Source organism: Enterococcus sp. FR204 (assembly GCF_031143325.1).
GTDB classification, from domain to species: Bacteria; Bacillota; Bacilli; order Lactobacillales; family Enterococcaceae; genus Enterococcus_B; species Enterococcus_B faecium.
In genome coordinates, this window is record NZ_JAKZIW010000045.1 from 1 (window position 1) to 17,356 (window position 17,356).

Below are 17,356 nucleotides of genomic sequence, written 5' to 3' on the forward strand. Positions count from 1 at the left end.
TCCGTATCTGGTTCTGGAATTACATCTGGTTTTTCTTCTGGGGCTACCTCTGGTTTTTCTGGATTTTCAGTTTCATTATCTGTGTCTGGATTTGTTTCCGGTACTGTTTGGTTTCCAGAATCCGTATCTGGTTCTGGAGTCACATCTGGTTTTTCTTCTGGGTCTACATCTGGTTTTTCTCCAGGGGTTATTTCAGGTTTTGATTCATTGTCTGGCTCTGGTTGAGTTTCTGTATCGGGTTCTTCTCCAGGTTCTATTTCCGGTTTCTGTTCTCCGTCTGGATTTTCTGTAGGCGGTACTTCTGGCTTATTTTCATTTTCTGGTTTATCTGTTGGTTCTTCAACAAGATCTCCTCCTGAGTCGATAGCTGAATCTTGCTCAATTGTCTGCCGCTGACTATACGGCGTTAAATGATGATGATCGTTCGGTAGTCCATCTGATACCTTGACAGTAAAAAGCGCTGGTTTTAACAAGTCCTGATTTAATGTAACGGTGAAGGTAAATATCGCTTGCTTGTGTTGGATAGTCAAAGTGTTCTCGTCATAGCCAATCGACAAAGCGGGATCAACATTCTCAAATGTAACAGCTGATTGTAGTATAGGTGCTAAGTCTCCTGAATAGTCAATTTTTGCTTTGATGGTCGCTGTTTGTCCTTTTCTTAATTTTGCGACTCCTGAATTGAAGGATGAAAATTCATCCTGAAAGGTAATTCGATTGACGTTGGCCCACTTGGTTTCTGTCCATTTGGCTGTTTCTATCTCCTCTGTGTGGACTGTCTGATTTATAGTAAGCGATAAGCTTAAGGCTGCAAATGTTGATATTAAGATGGTTGAATATCTCATAACTCTCTCACTCCTTGATTTTTTTGTATGCAAGAAATAAGATAGTAGAGATTCTACCTATATGTTTACTGTTTTTTTGTCTAAATTTATGAAAAAAACAGTAATATTTTCAAGTTTTAACAATTTAAGTAAAAAGGAGCCTCTTTCATGCAAACTCAAGAAGCGATTAAAACGTTTCTCTTGAAGAAAAAAAGCAATACAAAATTAGATATTTTTCTTTTCCTATCTGAACATCGTTTCTTTATTACTACACAATATTTAGCAGATCATTTCCATATGTCTGAATCAAATTTTTTACTATACATCAAAGAATTAGAACAAGACTTTGAGCGTCTCAATCTAACAGAACTGCATATTGATAAGCAAAAACCTTTTTTAAAGTTGAATTTTGAAGGAATTGATCCGGCTTACTGCTATTATCGTCTATTTGGAAGATACTGCAACGAATCAGTCAGTTATCAGATCTTGACTTCTTTGTTCAGCTGTCAGACAAATTCGATTATCAGTTTAAGTCAGCAAACAAACTATAGTGCCTCTTATTTGTATACGAAAATGAAAAAGATTAATGCATTTTTAGCATTGTACGGTTTGTCTATCTCCTTTTCTAATAACGGCAGAAAGTCTTTTTCTGGAAAAGAGGTACAAATTCAATATGCAGCATTAGATATTTATTGGAACATCTTTTCAAGTACTGCTACAGAATTTTATGATGAAGATCCGCAAGTAGTGGCTTTTATGATGAATACTTTTTTTAAAAAAGAAGTACTTGACCGACTAAATAGCGGTATGATAGATAAATTATATTTTCTATTAAAAATATGTAAAGAGAATTTTCCTGCAACTTCTGTGAAAGACGTACAAAAAGAATTCACAGAGTATGAATATATTGACTTTTTTATTGATCCCTCTGTAGATATTTTGCGACCTAATCTGCCAATTTGTCGCGAACAACGCATCTTAGTGAATATTTTAGCTCGACTTTCTATCACGAAAATCGAATCGGAAGAAACAAGCTTGGAGCAATACAAACTTTTAAAAAAAGCAAACGTTCCTCATGTTCTTTATTCAAGAGAAATGGTGGAGTCCTTTTGTACTGTATTTGATTTGTTTATACCTGAAAAAGAAAAGATTCTTTACTCATTGGCATTCGCACGAAATAAACTTTATAATGGATTTCTTAACTTCAATCAACCAAATACGCCCCTTCCTACTTTCATGCTTTATCAAGAACATAGCGTATTGAAAGAAGTCCAAACCGCCATTGAACAATTTTATATGGATTTCAGAGAACAAAATCAACACTTGTTACCAGTTATTTTAGAAAAGGAAAATGTGCAATGGATGGTTGAAGACCTAGTACATTTGTATGATCGCTACAAAAAACAGCCGCGAATTGTGATTGGTGTGAACTATACGCGTGATTTCTATATCAGTAAAGATCTGATCGTTAAGATAGAACAAATTTTTTCAAATGAATCGATCAAAATACAAAATGATTTTATGGAGAACTGCAACATCGTTATCAGCGACTGCCCTTTGAAACAATTGCCTTCTCATATCAAAAAAATCTATATTTTAAAAGGAATCATCACACCAGAAGACTGGAAAAAAGTGATTATGAGGATCTCAGAATATATCTTTGAATTAAAAGAAGAAGCACTCATGGATCAATCGAAAAAAGAAAATCAAGTTACTTCCTAGACCAAATAAGATACATAAATCCGAATGCTTATTAACAACCTCCGGATTTATGTATCAAGAATTTGAACATCCTTCTTATTTACATAATAAAATTACAGTTTTTTTCACTAATTATCTTTACTTTTGTTTCCTTTTTCGATTGCTTCCCATAATCCATTTAGATAAACAGCACCTAATGCTCGATCATATAAGCCGTATCCTGGTCTTCCTGTCTCATTCCAGATCATTCTTCCATGATCAGGACGGATGTATCCGTTAAATCCGTTGTCATACATTGTTTTTAGTATGCGGTACATGTCTAATGAACCGTATTCGGATTTATGCGGTGCCTCATAGAAATCTCGATTAGCTAAAAATTTAATATTTCGAACATGTGCAAATGGGATTCGATCTCTTTGGCAAAATTCTGCTAAAATCCCATATACATCATTTTCTGGATCTTCTGCAATACTCCCTGTACAAAGAGTGATTCCGTTATAAGGGCTGTCTACTATGCGGCACAACCAATCTAAATCTTCTCGATTCTTTACGATTCGAGGTAATCCAAAAATCGAGTATGGCGGATCATCTGGATGTACAGCCATTTTGACCCCTACCTCTTCACATGTTGGGATGATTGATTGGAGAAAATAGGCAAAATTTTCTCGAAGTTTTTCTTCGTCTACTGATGCATAGGCTTCAAGCAAGGATTTGATATGAGCTAAGCGCTCAGGTTCCCATCCCGGCAATTCAAATTCATTGCTGGAATGTTCGATGCGCGCGACGATTTCTCTTGGATCATCTGGAATATCATCAGATATAAAAGCTAACGTGGATGAGCCGTCTTCTAAGCGGTAGTCAAGGTCAGATTTCACCCAGTCAAATACAGGCATAAAATTATAGCAGATGACTTCTATTCCATATTCTGCCAAGTTTCGGATTGTCTGCTTATAGTTTTCGATATACTGCTCACGGGAAGGTAATCCAATTTTAATGGCATCATGCACATTGACGCTTTCAATTACTTTTAGTGTTAACCCACGAGACTCAATTTCTTCTTTTAGTTCTTTGATCCTCTCCCTAGGCCATACCTCTCCTACTGGTATATCCATCAATGTGCCTACAATCCCTTTGACCGCAGGAATCTGTCTGATTTCATCTAAGGTAATCTTTTCTTCCTGTGATCCGTACCATCTAAAAGTCATTTCCATGATAAATTTCCTCCATGTTCTTGTAAGTAATCCTGTAATGTTTTTCGTACGGCATTTGGTCCTGCTACCATCTTGATGAACATTTCTTCTATTTTTCTGCCAAGCTCTGCTTGGTAAAGATCTACACCAAAAATTTCTTTATTTGACAAAATAGGAGCCATTTTCTCATGAATATGTGATGTATCTTGCATACCCAGTTGAATATCGGAAAGCTTATGCTGAAGGTCTGTCAATAGTGGGTCTGGACTCGGGATGAATGGTTTTCCTTGATCATCAATGCCAATAAGGTATCGAAGCCAAGCGGCGAGAGTCAATGGTATGAATACAAGTGTCTGCGGGTCTTTAACTTCTATTTCCATATATTTTTTAATCGTCTCACCATAACGAATCGCCACCTTTTGAGAGGTATCCGTGGCGATTCGCTGAGGCATATCAGGAATATTTGGATTAGAAAAGCGCACAGTAATTACTTCTTCCAGAAAGATCTTTGGATCAATGATACCTGGAGACTCCACAACTGGGAGGCCTTCATTGTACCCGATTTCAGAAACTAGCAGCGATAAATCTGGATCTTTCATCTCCTCAGCTATGCTCCTATACCCCAGTAAACAACCCATAATAGCTAAAGACGTATGCAAAGGATTAAGGCAAGTCGTCACCTTCATCGTATCTGCTTTATCTACCGTTGCACGATCAGTCAAGAATACCCCAGCTTTTTCGAATTTCGGACGTCCATTGGGAAAATGATCTTCCATGATTAAATAATGGATGTCCTCTGTATTGACAAATGGAGCAATATTATTTCCTTTTGCGGTTTGGAAAATCGACATATTTGAAAAGCCCTCTTTTGCCAACATTTTGCTAACTGACAAGGAAGGATTCGGGGTGATACGATCAATCATCGTCCATGGAAACGCAACAATTTCTTCATTCGATAAGTATTGGATAAATGTATTTTGTACATAACCTTCCTTTTGCCATTCTTTTGCGATCGTTAGCAAAGAAGTACGTAATTGACTACCGTTTTGTGAAAAATTATCTGTAGAGACAAGTGCAATCGGCCAAACTCCAGATAAAAAACGTTTATAAAGTAGCGCAGCAAGAATACTCATTGTATGTGATGGCTTCTTTGGACCATTTTTTATATCGACTGCAATCGGTCCTATATATTTATTATTTGTATCTTTCAATCGATAACCTTTTTCAGTAATAGCAAAAGTAACTAATTGTAAACTAGGATTTTCAAAGTGTCGAATCATCTTATCAAAGTGTTCAGAACAATCTGGATGACAATACAGACTGTCAGCTGTCGCAGCTAATATACGTTTGACGAACTCTCCACTGCTTGGCATGACCACTTCAAGAATCAAATCATCAAAACCTTGGTAAGCCCTTTCAATTATTTCTTCATCGAATGTTTCACAAACAATGACACCAGTGGACAATTCGCCTAGATCCGCTAAACGTTGAGCGATTTCTGCATGAAATCCTCGATAAAGATTTCCGCCACCGAAATGGATCCAGACAGGATTTTTTTGTCCATTTTCTCTTAATGATGCACGGTCAAAATGAGGTATTTCTACTTCTTTTTGAGATAATTCAGGAATAAAGTTCCTCCAGTTGTTTAAATCAATCATTTTTCCCCTCCTAAACTAACATATTAGTTTTTGTATTCAAGTGAATTTTATGCAATAAAAATCGCTATGTCAACCAAAATTTTACTATTTATACAAATTTCCTAGTTAATGTGACATATCAGATTATTTTTCAGACCTCTTCTGTTATACTACGTTCATAGAAATGATTTTGGAGGTATAAAAATGAAAAGCAGCTTGCAATCTCAAGCTTATCAAGCGATTCGTAAACAAATTATCTATGCTGACTTAGAACCTGGAAGGAAAATATCTGAAAAGGCACTGGAGGAACATCTTGCTATCGGCCGGACTCCCATTCGCGAAGCATTGATTCAACTACGTCAGCAAGAACTCGTGTATACGATACCTCAAAGTGGTACGTATGTTTCAAAAATTAATCTTGTTTCTGCAGAAAATGCTCGCTTTGTCCGAGAACAGTTGGAAGAGCAAATCATGATTGAATGTTGTTCCAAATTGGACACACAAACACGAATAGTGCTAGAAACGATTTTAGAAGAACAAGAAAAAGCAGTCAAAATAAATGACGAACGCGCTTTTTTCCGTGCAGATAATTTATTTCATGAAGCTTGTTTCGAAATTGCAGGAAGAAAAGAAGTTTGGAACTGGTTAGATGACCATAATACCCATTTAGAACGTTTCCGCTGGTTACGAGTGACCATTCAGGGACTTCCATGGGAAACGATCATGGAACAACATTATGATTTACTCAAGGCTTTAGTTGATAAAAAACCAGAAGAAGCTCGATTTCAAACGGGATTGCATTTACACATGATGCTGAAAGAACAGGAAACTGTTACTCAACGTTATCCCGAGTATTTCCAGCAGTAGCATTTTCTTGCGACCTCTTCTATTTTTATAATTAACCTTCGTTTTTGAGTAATCTTTATTAAATAACAAAATATCCATTGACTTTGCAACTCCAACTAAATTACAATAATTATAAATAAATAATTATTATTGGAGGTTTTACTATGTCATTGATTGGGAAAAAAATCGAAGAATTTAATGCACATGCTTATCATCAAGGAGAATTTTTAGAAGTCAGTGAAAAAGATCTTATGGGGAACTGGAGTATTCTTTGCTTCTATCCAGCTGATTTTACTTTTGTTTGTCCTACTGAATTAGAAGACTTACAAGAACAATACAGTACATTGAAATCTTTAGGTGTTGAAGTCTTTTCTTGCTCTACCGATACCCACTTTACTCACAAAGCATGGCATGATACATCAGATGCTATCGGTAAAATCGAATACGTGATGATCGGTGATCCGTCTCATCAGATTTCTCGTATTTTTGATGTTTTGGATGAAGAGCAAGGATTAGCTCAGCGAGGAACATTTATTATTGATCCAGACGGAATCGTTCAAGCTATGGAAATCAATGCAGATGGAATCGGTCGTGACGCTAGTGCACTGATTGATAAGATTCGCGCTGCTCAATATGTACGTACCCACCCAGGTGAAGTTTGTCCGGCAAAATGGAAAGAAAGTGGCGAAACATTGAAACCAAGTTTTGATCTTGTTGGAAAGATTTAGGTGGTGGATATGTTAGACAAAGAAACTAAACAAAATCTCGAACAATATTTAGCACTGATTGAATCTCCTATTGTTTTTTCTGTTAGTTTGGATACTAGTGAAAATAGTCAAAAACTAGCTGAATTTACGAAGGAAATAGCAGAAATGTCTCCTAAAATCTCTTGGGAAAAAAGAGATTCGATGCGCACACCTAGTTTTTCTATCAATCCAGTTGGCAAAGAAAGTGGAATCGTTTTTGCTGGTATCCCCCTCGGTCATGAATTTTCCTCTTTTTTACTGGCTATGTTACAAATTAGTGGACGGGCACCGAAAATCAGTGAATCTTTGAGTCTTAAAATCAAAAAAATAACACAAACATTGCATTTTGACAGTTATGTTAGCTTGACTTGTCATAATTGCCCCGACGTTGTACAGGCATTGAATATATTAGCTGTATTAAATCTAAATATTACTCATACGATGATTGAAGGTGGGATGTTCCAAAAAGAAATCGATGATAAAAAAATCATGGCAGTGCCAACTGTGTTTTTAAATGGAGAAGAATTTAGTAGCGGACGCATGACGATCGAACAAATTGTTGAAAAAATCACTGGCCCTTTGATTGAAGAAGAGTTGTTTGAAAAAGAACCTTATGATGTATTAGTGATTGGCGGTGGACCAGCAGCTAGTAGTGCAGCTATCTATGCAGCACGTAAAGGAATCCGTACAGGACTTGTCGCTGATTCTTTCGGCGGACAAGTCGTTGAAACACTCGGGATTGAAAATATGATTGGTACCCCTTACACAGAAGGTCCAAAATTGATGCAGCAAGTAGAAAGTCATGTGCGTAGTTACCCTATCGACATTATGATGAATCAACAGGCCGTTTCCTTAAATAAAGAGCAACATTTTATTAATATTGGCTTAGCTAACGGTATATCACTTAAAGCAAAAACCGCAATCATCGCGACAGGTGCGCACTGGCGTTCTATCAATGTACCAGGCGAAAAAGAGTTTAAAAATAAAGGAATTGCTTATTGCCCACACTGTGACGGCCCTTTATTTAAAGGAAAAGAGATTGCTGTAATCGGTGGTGGTAATTCTGGTGTTGAAGCAGCGATTGATCTAGCTGGGTTAGCAAAACATGTTTATGTTCTAGAATTCTTACCCGAATTAAAAGCAGATCAAGTTTTACAGGATAAACTAGTTTCTCTTGCGAATGTCACTGTTATCAAAAATGCAGCGACGAAAGAAATCAGCGGGTCGAATCAGGTCGAATCTCTCTCCTATATCGATCAACATACGAAAGAGTTGCATACTCTAGCTGTTTCAGGTGTATTCATTTTAGTCGGTTTACTTCCTAACTCGGATTGGCTAGATGGAACAATCGAAATGAACCCAAGAAATGAAATAGTGACTGAGAAAAATGGCGCGACGAATATCCCCGGTGTTTTCGCAGCTGGTGATTGTACAGATAGTCCATACAAACAAATCATTGTTTCAATGGGTTCAGGAGCTACTGCAGCTTTAGGAGCCTTCGATTATTTGATGCGCACTTGAGCGATGAAGATTATACAAAAGACAGATAGAGGTTGTAATCCTGCCGTTTCGCTCCGAGTCACAAGGAACAATTTAATAAACAGTTTCTCATGTTTGTTGAATATTGTGACTTGTGACCAAGGAGTTGACAGGACAACACCGTTCACTCGGAAAAAAGGATTGTGACAAGAATTTTGTCACAATCCTTTTTGTTTTTTTGAATAATCGCTTTTTCTTCTCTTTTTCTTATATACTATAAGTAGTAAATAATTTGAAAAAAAGAAAGGTGACTGATTATGGCGCAAAATCGTATTTTTACGACAAGTTTTGCAAGCGTTTATCCTATGTATGTAGCAAAAGCGGAGAGAAAAGATCGTATAAAAGAGGAAGTAGATGAAATCATTTGTTGGCTGACGGGTTATTCCCAAACAGAACTAGAATATCAACTACAAAAACAAGTGACTTTCGAACAATTTTTTGCGGAAGCCCCTGTCCCCAATCCTTCACGTTCCTTGATTACAGGTGTTGTTTGTGGTGTACGAGTAGAAGACATCGGGGATAACTTGATGAAAGAAATTCGTTATTTAGATAAAATGATCGATGAGCTAGCAAAAGGCAAAAAAATGGAAAAGATCCTCAGAAGTTGATTTTTCCAGAGATATTCTTCTCCTTCGCTCATTTTGTAACATTTAATTTGGTAAAATGACTAGTTCACGTTAAAATAAGTCAAAGGAGGTTTTCTTATATGTTTGAGACGATTAAACAAAATATTCAAAAATACGCCTTATTAAGAGCTGCTGTTTATATTATTTCTGGGATTGCGATTGTGCTAAACCCTTCTGCTGTTTTTCATTTTATCGGTTATCTGATCACCGCCTATCTTGTTTTGCTTGGGTTGTTGAATCTTTTTGAGGCTTACCGTTTTAAAAGGAAAACAGGTTCTTGGAGTATCGGTCTGTTCAGTGGTCTTTTTTTCCTGATCTTAGCGTAGTGAATACAAAAGAAGGATCAACAATTTTGGGTGCTTCTGTGGTAGATGACATTTTGGTCGTTTTAGTTCTAAGTTTCAGCCTATCTTTTCTAACGGGGGAAGCTTCTAGCAATGCTTCTTTACCGCTTGTTTTGATTGAACAGCTAATTTATTTTGTTTTTATTTTCTTATTAGTCAAATGGATTGCGCCTTTCCTACTTTCATTTGCAGAAAAAGTGTACGCAAATTCTTCTATTATCATCGTATCGCTAGTTATTTGTTTAGGAATGTCTTACGTAGCGGATCTTGTTGGGCTTAGCTCTGTCATTGGTGCTTTTTTTGCTGGGATAGCTGTCAGTCAGACAAAGGTTAAAGAAGAAGTATACCACAATGTAGAGGCTTTAGGATATGCAGTATTTATACCAGTATTTTTTGTCAGTGTAGGATTAGAAGTTGATTTTTCTGACTTTAGTGAACAACTACTCTTTATTTCTATATTGACGCTTGTAGCGATTTTGACCAAATTGCTTGGAGGTTATTTTGGTGCTCAGATTGCCGGTTTTTCTCAACATAGTTCATTGATGGTCGGTGCTGGTATGATTTCGCGTGGAGAAATGGCTTTGATCATTTTACAAATTGGACAGCAAAGTCAATTGATCGAACCACAGTACTATTCACCTTTAGTTATCGTGATTTTATTAAGTACACTTATTTCTCCACTTGTTCTCAAATATTTTACAAAAAAAGTTTATGAAGTGTGAGTAAATCAAAAAGAAGTTGTGAAAGAGACATCGTGAAAACCGTTTATTTGAAAAAAGGACTGTGACGATAACGCCACAGTCCTTTTACTGTACTTAAAAAGCAATTTTTTATTGATAATTTTGGTTGAGGTATTGCAATAGTTCCGGTGCTCGTTTGGTTGCTGAATCATCATCTTCTTTATTTTCCAACATGCTGACCATCATATAACCTTGGTTATCAGGATTGAAAGCAAACAAGAAACTGTTCTCTTTCCCCTTTTCATCCTGTTTTTCTTTGATTTCCGCTGTACCAGTTTTCGCTGCCAACGGAATCCCTAAAGCAGAAAGAGAATGTGCTGTACCATTTACATCTTGCACAACTTCTCTCAGATCTGGCACGATCGTTTGTACTGCTGTTTCGCCGATGACATTCTTCTTATCTTTTGTCTCTTTATCTGCAATCAATTTAGGATAGACAAGTGTGCCATTGTTGGCAAAAACAGAATACATTGCTGCTTGCTGGATAGGATTAATTAGAAGTTCGCCCTGTCCATATCCAGTATCAGCTAGCAAGATATCTGAGTTAAAGCTATCTTCATTAGAAATTTGTGCTGGATTCATACTAATTGGCAAATCAAGGTCTTCACCAAAAATGAATTTATCTAAGCCTGTACGAAATTTTTTCTCACCCATTTTCAACGTTTCTTGTGCCATATATATATTATCGGAATAGATCAAAGCAGTTTTTAAGTCTACTTGTGATACATCACTGACACGCGTTACTTGATAAGATCCCCAAGAACTGTCTTTTTGCCATTTAAGCCCGTTGATCGTCAACACTTCATTTGGATCGATAGTGCCGTTGTCGAGACCGATTGCTGCTGTGATCATTTTAAACGTAGATCCAGGAGCATAACCTGTCGCAAATCGACTGATGAATGGCTGTTCAGCATTTTCTTCATAAGCTTTGTAATCTTCTTGTGAGATCCCGTTTGTCATTTTGTTTGGATCATAGCTTGGAGAGCTAGCAAGCGCAAGAAGATCACCGGTTTTTGGCGTTGTCGCAACAGTTGACCCATCTTTTCCTCCTAGACTGTCAAAAGCTGTTTTTTGTGCCTTCGCATCGATTGTCAATTTGATATCTTTGCCATTTTGAACTTCATGTTCGATCAGAACTTTTTTCTCTACACCGTCTGCATCTGTAATGCTTAATTTCCCACCTGTTATCCCACGAAGATCCTTATCAAAAGCCATCTCCAAACCTGAGCGACCGATTTTTCCATTACTGCTTAATTCTGGATTCTTATCAATATCTTCTGCTGTGATATCTCCCACGTAACCAATCAGCTGAGCAGCTGCTTCACCCAAAGGATAATATCTGCCGTCTACTTCTTGAATGGTAGCTCCAGCTGGAAGTTCTGGCGTTGCTCCATCAATGATTTTCAATGGGACAAAGTAATCGGGTTGTACCCAGCTTTGTGAAATCGCCTGATTGATAGCATCTTCTGTTAAGTCGAAGGAGGAAGCAATCGCTTTGATATTGGCTGTTTTTTCGTCTCCATCTCCAAGTTTACTTGGAACGACTCCTAATTGTTTTAGTTTGCCTGTTGTTGCTAATGGTTCACCATTTCGATCTATAATATTCCCTCTTGCTGCTTCTTGTGTGGTCAGGCTTACTTTGTCATTTCCTTCCATTTCTGGAAAAACCAAGTTGGGTTGCCAGTTGATCGTGGTTTGACCATCATTTCTGTCTAATGTTCCTTTATAAGAAAGATCTTTCAATTCACCTAATGAGGTATTCATCTTTGCTTTATATGAGAAGCTATAAGTAGAATCGTCTTTTTTATCTACTTTTAGATTCGATATCTGAAGTCCTTTGACATCAGCAGCACCGTATATATTCTGGTATTTCTCTAAGATCTCTTTTTCAGATAATGCACTTTTATTTGCCGCCTTTTTTGATGCCATTTCTGCAGCTTTGTTATAATCTCCTTTGTTCAAAGCTTGGACAAATTGCTCAACCGTCTTTTCTCCAGCTTCTACTGCTTGGTTTTCTTGATAGTGCTGGTAGTAAAAATAACCGCCACCCGCAGCTGCTATTAAGATCACTGCGCCGGCAATATAAGCGCCTGTTCGATTTTTGCCGTGCTTGTCACTTCTTTTCATTTTTTCCTCCTTCTCTTGCTTGTCATTCCTTTATTTTCACTATTTATCCCTGTTTATTCTAACATAATAAAAGAAGTCAGAACATAACATAGATTGTTATTTCTAACTTCTTTTATTTTCTTTACTTAATTATTCAGAAATTTTTTGATTGCTTCTTGGTTTTTGGTCAAATCTAATTCCAGAACACTTCCGGAAGGCGTATTGTCGTTGAAGTCCCAACTGCCGTCTACTGGTACGGATAATGTATCGATCTTTTTATTATTGTCTTTGAGGAAATCCAAACGAACCTTCCAGAAGCACACTTTCTGGAAGGTTCGTTTGGATACTACCAAGTAATTTCCCAACCGCTTTGGGTAGCTTGAATATTGAAGTTACGTCTTTCAGCTGCTGAGAGATAGCTTTGATCACTTGCTGCTGCCTTCTGATCCTCCCGAAGTCTCCTTCTTTGTCTTCCCGAAATCGAGCATACTGGAGTAAAGTATTACCATCCATCACTTGCTCTCCTTTGTTTATATATACGCCATCTAAATCTAAAGATTTTTCTGCATCGATCTTGACTCCACCAGGAAACAGTTCATTAACGCAATCGATAAAATCTTGAAATGTGATACTTGCATAATAGGGAGCTTCAAATTTGAAATTTTCCTTTAATGTTTGATTTAATAAATCAACTCCCCCATAAGAGTAAGCTGCATTTATCTTATTCATTCCGTAACCTGGAATATCGACATATGAATCTCTCATGATAGAGATCAGTTTTGCTTGTTGTGTTTTCTGGTTGTATTGTGCAACCAGAAGTGAATCCGAGCGACCGTTTTCGTCTTTCGAACGAGCATCTGAACCAATCAAAGCCACATTTAGTGTGGTAGGGACACTTTTCGGCTTACCTTTTTCACAGTTGAACTCTGTTTTGCAGACGAAAATCCATGGATAAACTCAATCGAAAAATAGCCAACTACTAATGTAAGCAGTAACAAAATAGATAATATGATTTTTTGAGATACTTTCATTGCGAATTCCTCTTTCTAAAAGAACCTCTCGCTTGAAAAATAAAAGATTGTACTTTATGATAATTCAAACTGAGAGTTTCTCAGTTTCTCTTTATTGTTTTTCAGGTCGATAGAGCGGCAACTCTTCGGCCTGTATCTTTGAAGAAATATTCAACGTGATTCCGATTCCTAAAGAAAGGATCAGATAACTTGTTCCTCCGTAGCTAACAAATGGCAATGGCACACCAGTCATTGGCATCAGCCCCGCGATACTTCCCACGTTCATTATCGTCTGAACGAATAGCAAAGTTCCGAATCCTAAAAGAAACAATCCAGCTTGCTGATTTTTACAGCGACTGCTTAAACAAAAGATTCTCATGCATAATGAGAACAATAAGAAAAGCACACACAATGCACCGATTAGCCCAAGCTCTTCTGTAATAATCGAAAAAATAAAATCTGTTTCTGTCTCTGGAAGATACCCTTTTTTTGTGATACTATTTCCTAATCCCCGCCCAAATATGCCACCATTATATAGTGCATAAAACGAATGGGTCATTTGATAGCCCGCACCATGACTATCGATAAAAGGATCTCTTAAAGTCGCGATCCTTTCATAAGCATGATTAAACATCTGTGGAAGCCAACCTTTATTTCCTAAATATAATACCCCGCCTGCTGCTCCAATCAGCAATGCAGAAAAAGTAACGATTAGATAGATCCCTTTTTTAAATGGAACCGCCGCTGCCCAAAATATGACCCACGCAATCGAAAGGATCATCAATGCTCCAGCAATCTTTGGCTGGAATAAAATCAGAAAAGTTATACCTACTGTAATCAGGAATGGTTTTTTTAGATCTTTTGGGCTACTATTTCCGTCACGAAAAAACCAGCTTAAATAAAAAATCAAAAAAAGATTTGCCAGTTCAGAAGGCTGGAATTGAATGCCAAACAGAGAGATCCAACGTTGTGCGCCATTGACAGTGACACCGAATATCCCTATTCTTACTAATACTAAAAAGAAAATCGATAAGGCTAAACCGTATCCTGCTATTTTAGGGTGAAGTAAATAGTGTAGTTTGACTGAACGAGCTAAGAAGATCACGCTCCAACTCAAAAATATGAAAATTAGTTGACGCAATAATAGACTTTTTGTATTTTCATCGGCTTGCAATAAACGATAAGAACTGGCACTGTATACTTCTAAAAGACCGATCATGGACAAAGTCAAATAAGGACCCAAAATCCACCAATCGATCTTTTTTCTTTTTTTCACCGCATCTCCTCCTCACACAGCAATCCACTTGTCAGGTGAGGAGCGAGTTTGTCTCATCAAATAAGTCAGTCACAAAAATATAAAGAAAAGGTCAGAAACCTTTTCGAACAAGAATTCTGACCTAGCATCATCTCATCGTCCGAGTTTTAGCACTATACAACGTAAAGAAAACATTCTTAGCTATTGGAAAAAGCCTTAATCCGACAGTTTCTGTTTTACCCATTGGCGACTTTCGACGTTTCTGGGCAACAGCCTATGTTTGTATAGGAGCCTCACCTAACAAGGTTATTACTATATTCTATTTACGAGTTCATGATAGACTTTTCCTAATGATTAGGCAATGGAATTTGAAATGAAATAGTGAAATTTAACAATCTTTAATATTTTTTAGAAAAAAATAACAAATAAGTTGAAAGAATCCCGTTGCAAATTCTTTCAGTTGCACCAGGATTCTTTGATAATTTTTTAGTTTTATGTGTTTTTTTATGTGTTTTTCACTTTTCGGAATAAATATTTATTTGTTAAAGTAATTAAACAATCCGCTAATCGTTTGATCTGGCATTTCTATTTCCTTACCATCTAAAGTAACAGTAGTAACGACAAAATGGTCTTGCAATGGCGGAACTTCTAAGTACTGCCCTTGCAGAAAATCATTCACTGTTTCATATTCTTTTTTCATTTCTTTTGAATCTGTCGATGGTTTATAGCTTATTTTTAACATAACTAGTGCTCCTTTTTATTCGGGACGTGCAATCGTGAAAATTTCTCCTATTGCTGCATAATCATTTCCTGCCAAACGGCTTACAGCATTCAATTTTCTTGGATCGATCCTTCCTGTCTTATCATCATAGACTGTTTCATTTAAATGATATTTCTGTACTTCTAGCAAAAATAAATCAGCTGTTACTTTATTTTTATTCCGTATCTCGACATGTTCATATAAGGATGTTTCAAAACGAACTTTTGCTTCTGTCAATGCTGGTACTGAAATGATTACTGAATCAGTTAAAGTCAAGTCAGTCAGGTACAGTTCGCTTTCCTCATTAGGCAGATTGGCTGCTGTTTTATTTACTTCTTCTACGTTGTCCTCATCAAGGATATGGATAACAGCTTCTCTTGTCTCAAGAATATTCTTTGCTGTGTCTTTTACTGCATCTTGTTTTCTCTGGATCGCCAAGGATAAGATGGGTGGATTCGAACTGACGATATTGAAGTAACTGAAGGGTGCGATATTCACTATATCTTTTGCTGATTTAGTCGTTACTACTGCTACTGGTCTAGGGATGACTGAACCAATCAGCAACTTGTAATTTTCACGTTCTGTCAATTCTGAAGGACTCCGTTCAAACATGGTTTCGCCTTCTTTCTATAAAATTCGTTAAAAAGCAGATCTTGAAGACAAAATGAAAAGTAATGCTTTTTTCATCTTCTTAGAATCTGCTTTAAACTATCTATCAATTTTTCTTTTTTGTCAAGAATCTGTGCCGTGCGTGTTTTTTAGTTATTTGCTTTACTTGCGGCTTCGACATATCTTTTAGTGATCAATTGCGGACGGGTGATAATAGATCCAACTACGACTGAAAAAGCACCTAATTCATATGCTTTCTCTACTTGTTCAGGAGAGTCAGTATGTCCTTCCATAATTACTGGGATATTGACTTGTTCTATGATTTGATTCAATAAATCAAAATCAGGTGTCTGCGTCTTTCGTGAATATTCTGTATAGCCTGCTAAAGTCGTAGACAAAAGATCAAAACCATCTTCTTGCGCTTGAAGCGCTTCCTCAAAAGTCGAAATATCTGCCATAGCTAACCGACCGTGTTCGTGAATCATTTGGACAAGTTCAGCAGTTGTTTTTTCTGTCGGACGTTTACGAGAAGTTGCATCCAGTGCAATGATTTCTGCTTGCGTCTCCAAAAGTTCTTCCACTTCTTTTTCTGTCGCAGTAATAAACACTTCTGACCCATCGTAATCTCTTTTGATAATCCCTATTACCGGTAAATCAACGATTCGCTTGATTTCATTGATATCTTCTGTCGTATTTGCTCGAATACCAACTGCTCCGCCTTCTTTTGCAGCCAAAGCCATTCTCCCCATAATAAAAGAACTGTGTAGCGGCTCGTTTTCCAAAGCTTGACAAGAAACGACGACTCCGCCTTTGATTTGTTCCAGTGTATCCACAATATCTCCTCCAGTAATGTTATATAAAAATACAGCTTCATATAAAAATGTAACCCTTTTCTATTCAGGAGTCAATAATGAGCTATTTCTTTCAGCAGACCTTTCTTACTAAAAGAAAATTACTTCAAATTCTTCGTATACGACCAGCTTCTCTTCTGTAAATTCTATGTTCAACGCTTCTTTATAAGCATGTTTAAAAAACTCAGCATGGACTTTCCGCCAATAAGCTAATGTCCGATCCCCTTCTCCTTCTTTCCAAGCATGCTCTTTCGTGACTTCACTAAAAGGCAAGATGGTCACATTTATATTTTTGATGATACAAACTGGTTCATTTTTTCCATTCAGGACCACGTCTAATTGACCAACTTTTGGTAAAGGCTCATTCTCTTGTTTATACAGATCGTAACCACTTGATGTACCAGTCTTTATCTTTTATACAACTAGTTCGCTCAACTCGTCTGCCATTTTTTCTGTATCCCCAAATGAAAAGAAACCTAATTTTTCTGATTGATAACTAGGATATTTTTCTTGGAACTTTTTGACATATTCTTCTACTTGCTGATACATAACATCCACCCCTTTGCTTTTTATAA

At 37.0% G+C, this 17,356-nt stretch carries 13 protein-coding genes, 4 pseudogenes and 1 riboswitch; of the genes and pseudogenes, 7 read left to right on the plus strand and 10 right to left on the minus strand.

Translation table 11 applies throughout. The features are described 5' to 3' along the window. Positions 1–842, minus strand: an 842-nt coding sequence (locus tag RG571_RS09820) for a peptidase (RefSeq protein WP_308947658.1), incomplete at its 3' end; no start/stop codon positions are given. Positions 843–989: 147 nt separating this feature from the next. Between RG571_RS09820 and RG571_RS09825 the strand changes: the two genes are divergently transcribed. Further along, positions 990–2,543 (plus strand): helix-turn-helix domain-containing protein, encoded by a 1,554-nt coding sequence (locus RG571_RS09825; protein ID WP_002288171.1) that lies wholly within the window; start codon positions 990–992, stop codon positions 2,541–2,543. A 107-nt stretch (positions 2,544–2,650) separates the two neighbouring features. Here the strand turns inward: RG571_RS09825 and uxuA are convergent, their stop codons facing one another. Continuing rightward, a complete protein-coding gene (gene uxuA, locus RG571_RS09830; RefSeq protein WP_002296275.1) occupies positions 2,651–3,733 on the minus strand; it encodes a mannonate dehydratase in 1,083 nt (360 codons plus the stop codon). Next, positions 3,724–5,370, minus strand: coding sequence for a mannitol dehydrogenase family protein (locus tag RG571_RS09835; protein ID WP_002339250.1), 1,647 nt, complete (start codon positions 5,368–5,370; stop codon positions 3,724–3,726). Before RG571_RS09835 ends, uxuA begins: the two co-directional genes overlap by 10 nt. Positions 5,371–5,553: 183 nt before the next feature. On the opposite strand from RG571_RS09835, the gene RG571_RS09840 reads away from it, so the two are divergent. The 6 genes and pseudogenes from RG571_RS09840 to RG571_RS09865 all read left to right on the plus strand — a co-directional run. Further along, positions 5,554–6,216, plus strand: a complete 663-nt coding sequence (locus RG571_RS09840; protein WP_002288176.1) for a GntR family transcriptional regulator — start codon at positions 5,554–5,556, stop codon at positions 6,214–6,216. A gap of 143 nt (positions 6,217–6,359) precedes the next feature. After that, positions 6,360–6,923 (plus strand): alkyl hydroperoxide reductase subunit C, encoded by a 564-nt coding sequence (gene ahpC, locus RG571_RS09845; RefSeq protein WP_002288178.1) that lies wholly within the window; start codon positions 6,360–6,362, stop codon positions 6,921–6,923. A 9-nt stretch (positions 6,924–6,932) separates the two neighbouring features. After that, on the plus strand, positions 6,933–8,462 hold the full coding sequence (ahpF, locus tag RG571_RS09850) for an alkyl hydroperoxide reductase subunit F (RefSeq protein WP_002339249.1): 1,530 nt from the start codon (positions 6,933–6,935) through the stop codon (positions 8,460–8,462). Between the two features lie 275 nt (positions 8,463–8,737). Next, entirely contained in the window at positions 8,738–9,088 is a 351-nt protein-coding gene (locus tag RG571_RS09855) for a DUF2200 domain-containing protein (protein ID WP_002339248.1), read from the plus strand. A gap of 98 nt (positions 9,089–9,186) precedes the next feature. After that, positions 9,187–9,429, plus strand: a pseudogene (locus RG571_RS09860) (DUF308 domain-containing protein); the annotation flags it as partial. Further along, a pseudogene (locus RG571_RS09865) lies at positions 9,423–10,172 on the plus strand (cation:proton antiporter); the annotation flags it as partial. The pseudogenes RG571_RS09860 and RG571_RS09865, both read left to right, overlap by 7 nt. 108 nt (positions 10,173–10,280) lie before the next feature. On the opposite strand, the gene RG571_RS09870 reads toward RG571_RS09865, so the two are convergent. The 7 genes and pseudogenes from RG571_RS09870 to RG571_RS09900 all read right to left on the minus strand — a co-directional run bounded on the left by RG571_RS09870 (position 10,281) and on the right by RG571_RS09900 (position 17,330). Next, positions 10,281–12,317, minus strand: coding sequence for a penicillin-binding transpeptidase domain-containing protein (locus tag RG571_RS09870; protein ID WP_195193681.1), 2,037 nt, complete (start codon positions 12,315–12,317; stop codon positions 10,281–10,283). A gap of 125 nt (positions 12,318–12,442) precedes the next feature. Then, positions 12,443–13,327 (minus strand): annotated as a pseudogene (locus RG571_RS09875) (LCP family protein). A gap of 91 nt (positions 13,328–13,418) precedes the next feature. Further along, the gene (locus RG571_RS09880; RefSeq protein ID WP_002331743.1) at positions 13,419–14,582 is read right to left on the minus strand and encodes an FtsW/RodA/SpoVE family cell cycle protein; all 1,164 of its coding nucleotides are present in this window, start codon (positions 14,580–14,582) and stop codon (positions 13,419–13,421) included. A 124-nt stretch (positions 14,583–14,706) separates the two neighbouring features. Continuing rightward, a riboswitch (M-box (ykoK) riboswitch) is annotated at positions 14,707–14,873 on the minus strand. Between the two features lie 223 nt (positions 14,874–15,096). Further along, the gene (locus tag RG571_RS09885) at positions 15,097–15,303 is read right to left on the minus strand and encodes a hypothetical protein (RefSeq protein WP_002287763.1); all 207 of its coding nucleotides are present in this window, start codon (positions 15,301–15,303) and stop codon (positions 15,097–15,099) included. A 15-nt stretch (positions 15,304–15,318) separates the two neighbouring features. Continuing rightward, the gene (locus RG571_RS09890; protein WP_002297470.1) at positions 15,319–15,933 is read right to left on the minus strand and encodes a flavin reductase family protein; all 615 of its coding nucleotides are present in this window, start codon (positions 15,931–15,933) and stop codon (positions 15,319–15,321) included. Between the two features lie 146 nt (positions 15,934–16,079). Next, positions 16,080–16,763 (minus strand): N-acetylmannosamine-6-phosphate 2-epimerase, encoded by a 684-nt coding sequence (locus RG571_RS09895; RefSeq protein ID WP_002338299.1) that lies wholly within the window; start codon positions 16,761–16,763, stop codon positions 16,080–16,082. 108 nt (positions 16,764–16,871) lie between these two features. Further along, a pseudogene (locus RG571_RS09900) lies at positions 16,872–17,330 on the minus strand (ASCH domain-containing protein). Between the last annotated feature and the right edge of the window lie 26 nt (positions 17,331–17,356).

What these genes read in the sequence shown, in the direction of transcription:
- RG571_RS09825 (WP_002288171.1), top strand. Translation starts at nt 990, where the DNA reads ATGCAAACTCAAGAAGCGATTAAAACGTTTCTCTTGAAGAAAAAAAGC.
- uxuA (WP_002296275.1), bottom strand. Translation starts at nt 3,733, where the DNA reads ATGGAAATGACTTTTAGATGGTACGGATCACAGGAAGAAAAGATTACC.
- RG571_RS09835 (WP_002339250.1), bottom strand. Translation starts at nt 5,370, where the DNA reads ATGATTGATTTAAACAACTGGAGGAACTTTATTCCTGAATTATCTCAA.
- RG571_RS09840 (WP_002288176.1), top strand. Translation starts at nt 5,554, where the DNA reads ATGAAAAGCAGCTTGCAATCTCAAGCTTATCAAGCGATTCGTAAACAA.
- ahpC (WP_002288178.1), top strand. Translation starts at nt 6,360, where the DNA reads ATGTCATTGATTGGGAAAAAAATCGAAGAATTTAATGCACATGCTTAT.
- ahpF (WP_002339249.1), top strand. Translation starts at nt 6,933, where the DNA reads ATGTTAGACAAAGAAACTAAACAAAATCTCGAACAATATTTAGCACTG.
- RG571_RS09855 (WP_002339248.1), top strand. Translation starts at nt 8,738, where the DNA reads ATGGCGCAAAATCGTATTTTTACGACAAGTTTTGCAAGCGTTTATCCT.
- RG571_RS09870 (WP_195193681.1), bottom strand. Translation starts at nt 12,317, where the DNA reads ATGAAAAGAAGTGACAAGCACGGCAAAAATCGAACAGGCGCTTATATT.
- RG571_RS09885 (WP_002287763.1), bottom strand. Translation starts at nt 15,303, where the DNA reads ATGTTAAAAATAAGCTATAAACCATCGACAGATTCAAAAGAAATGAAA.
- RG571_RS09890 (WP_002297470.1), bottom strand. Translation starts at nt 15,933, where the DNA reads ATGTTTGAACGGAGTCCTTCAGAATTGACAGAACGTGAAAATTACAAG.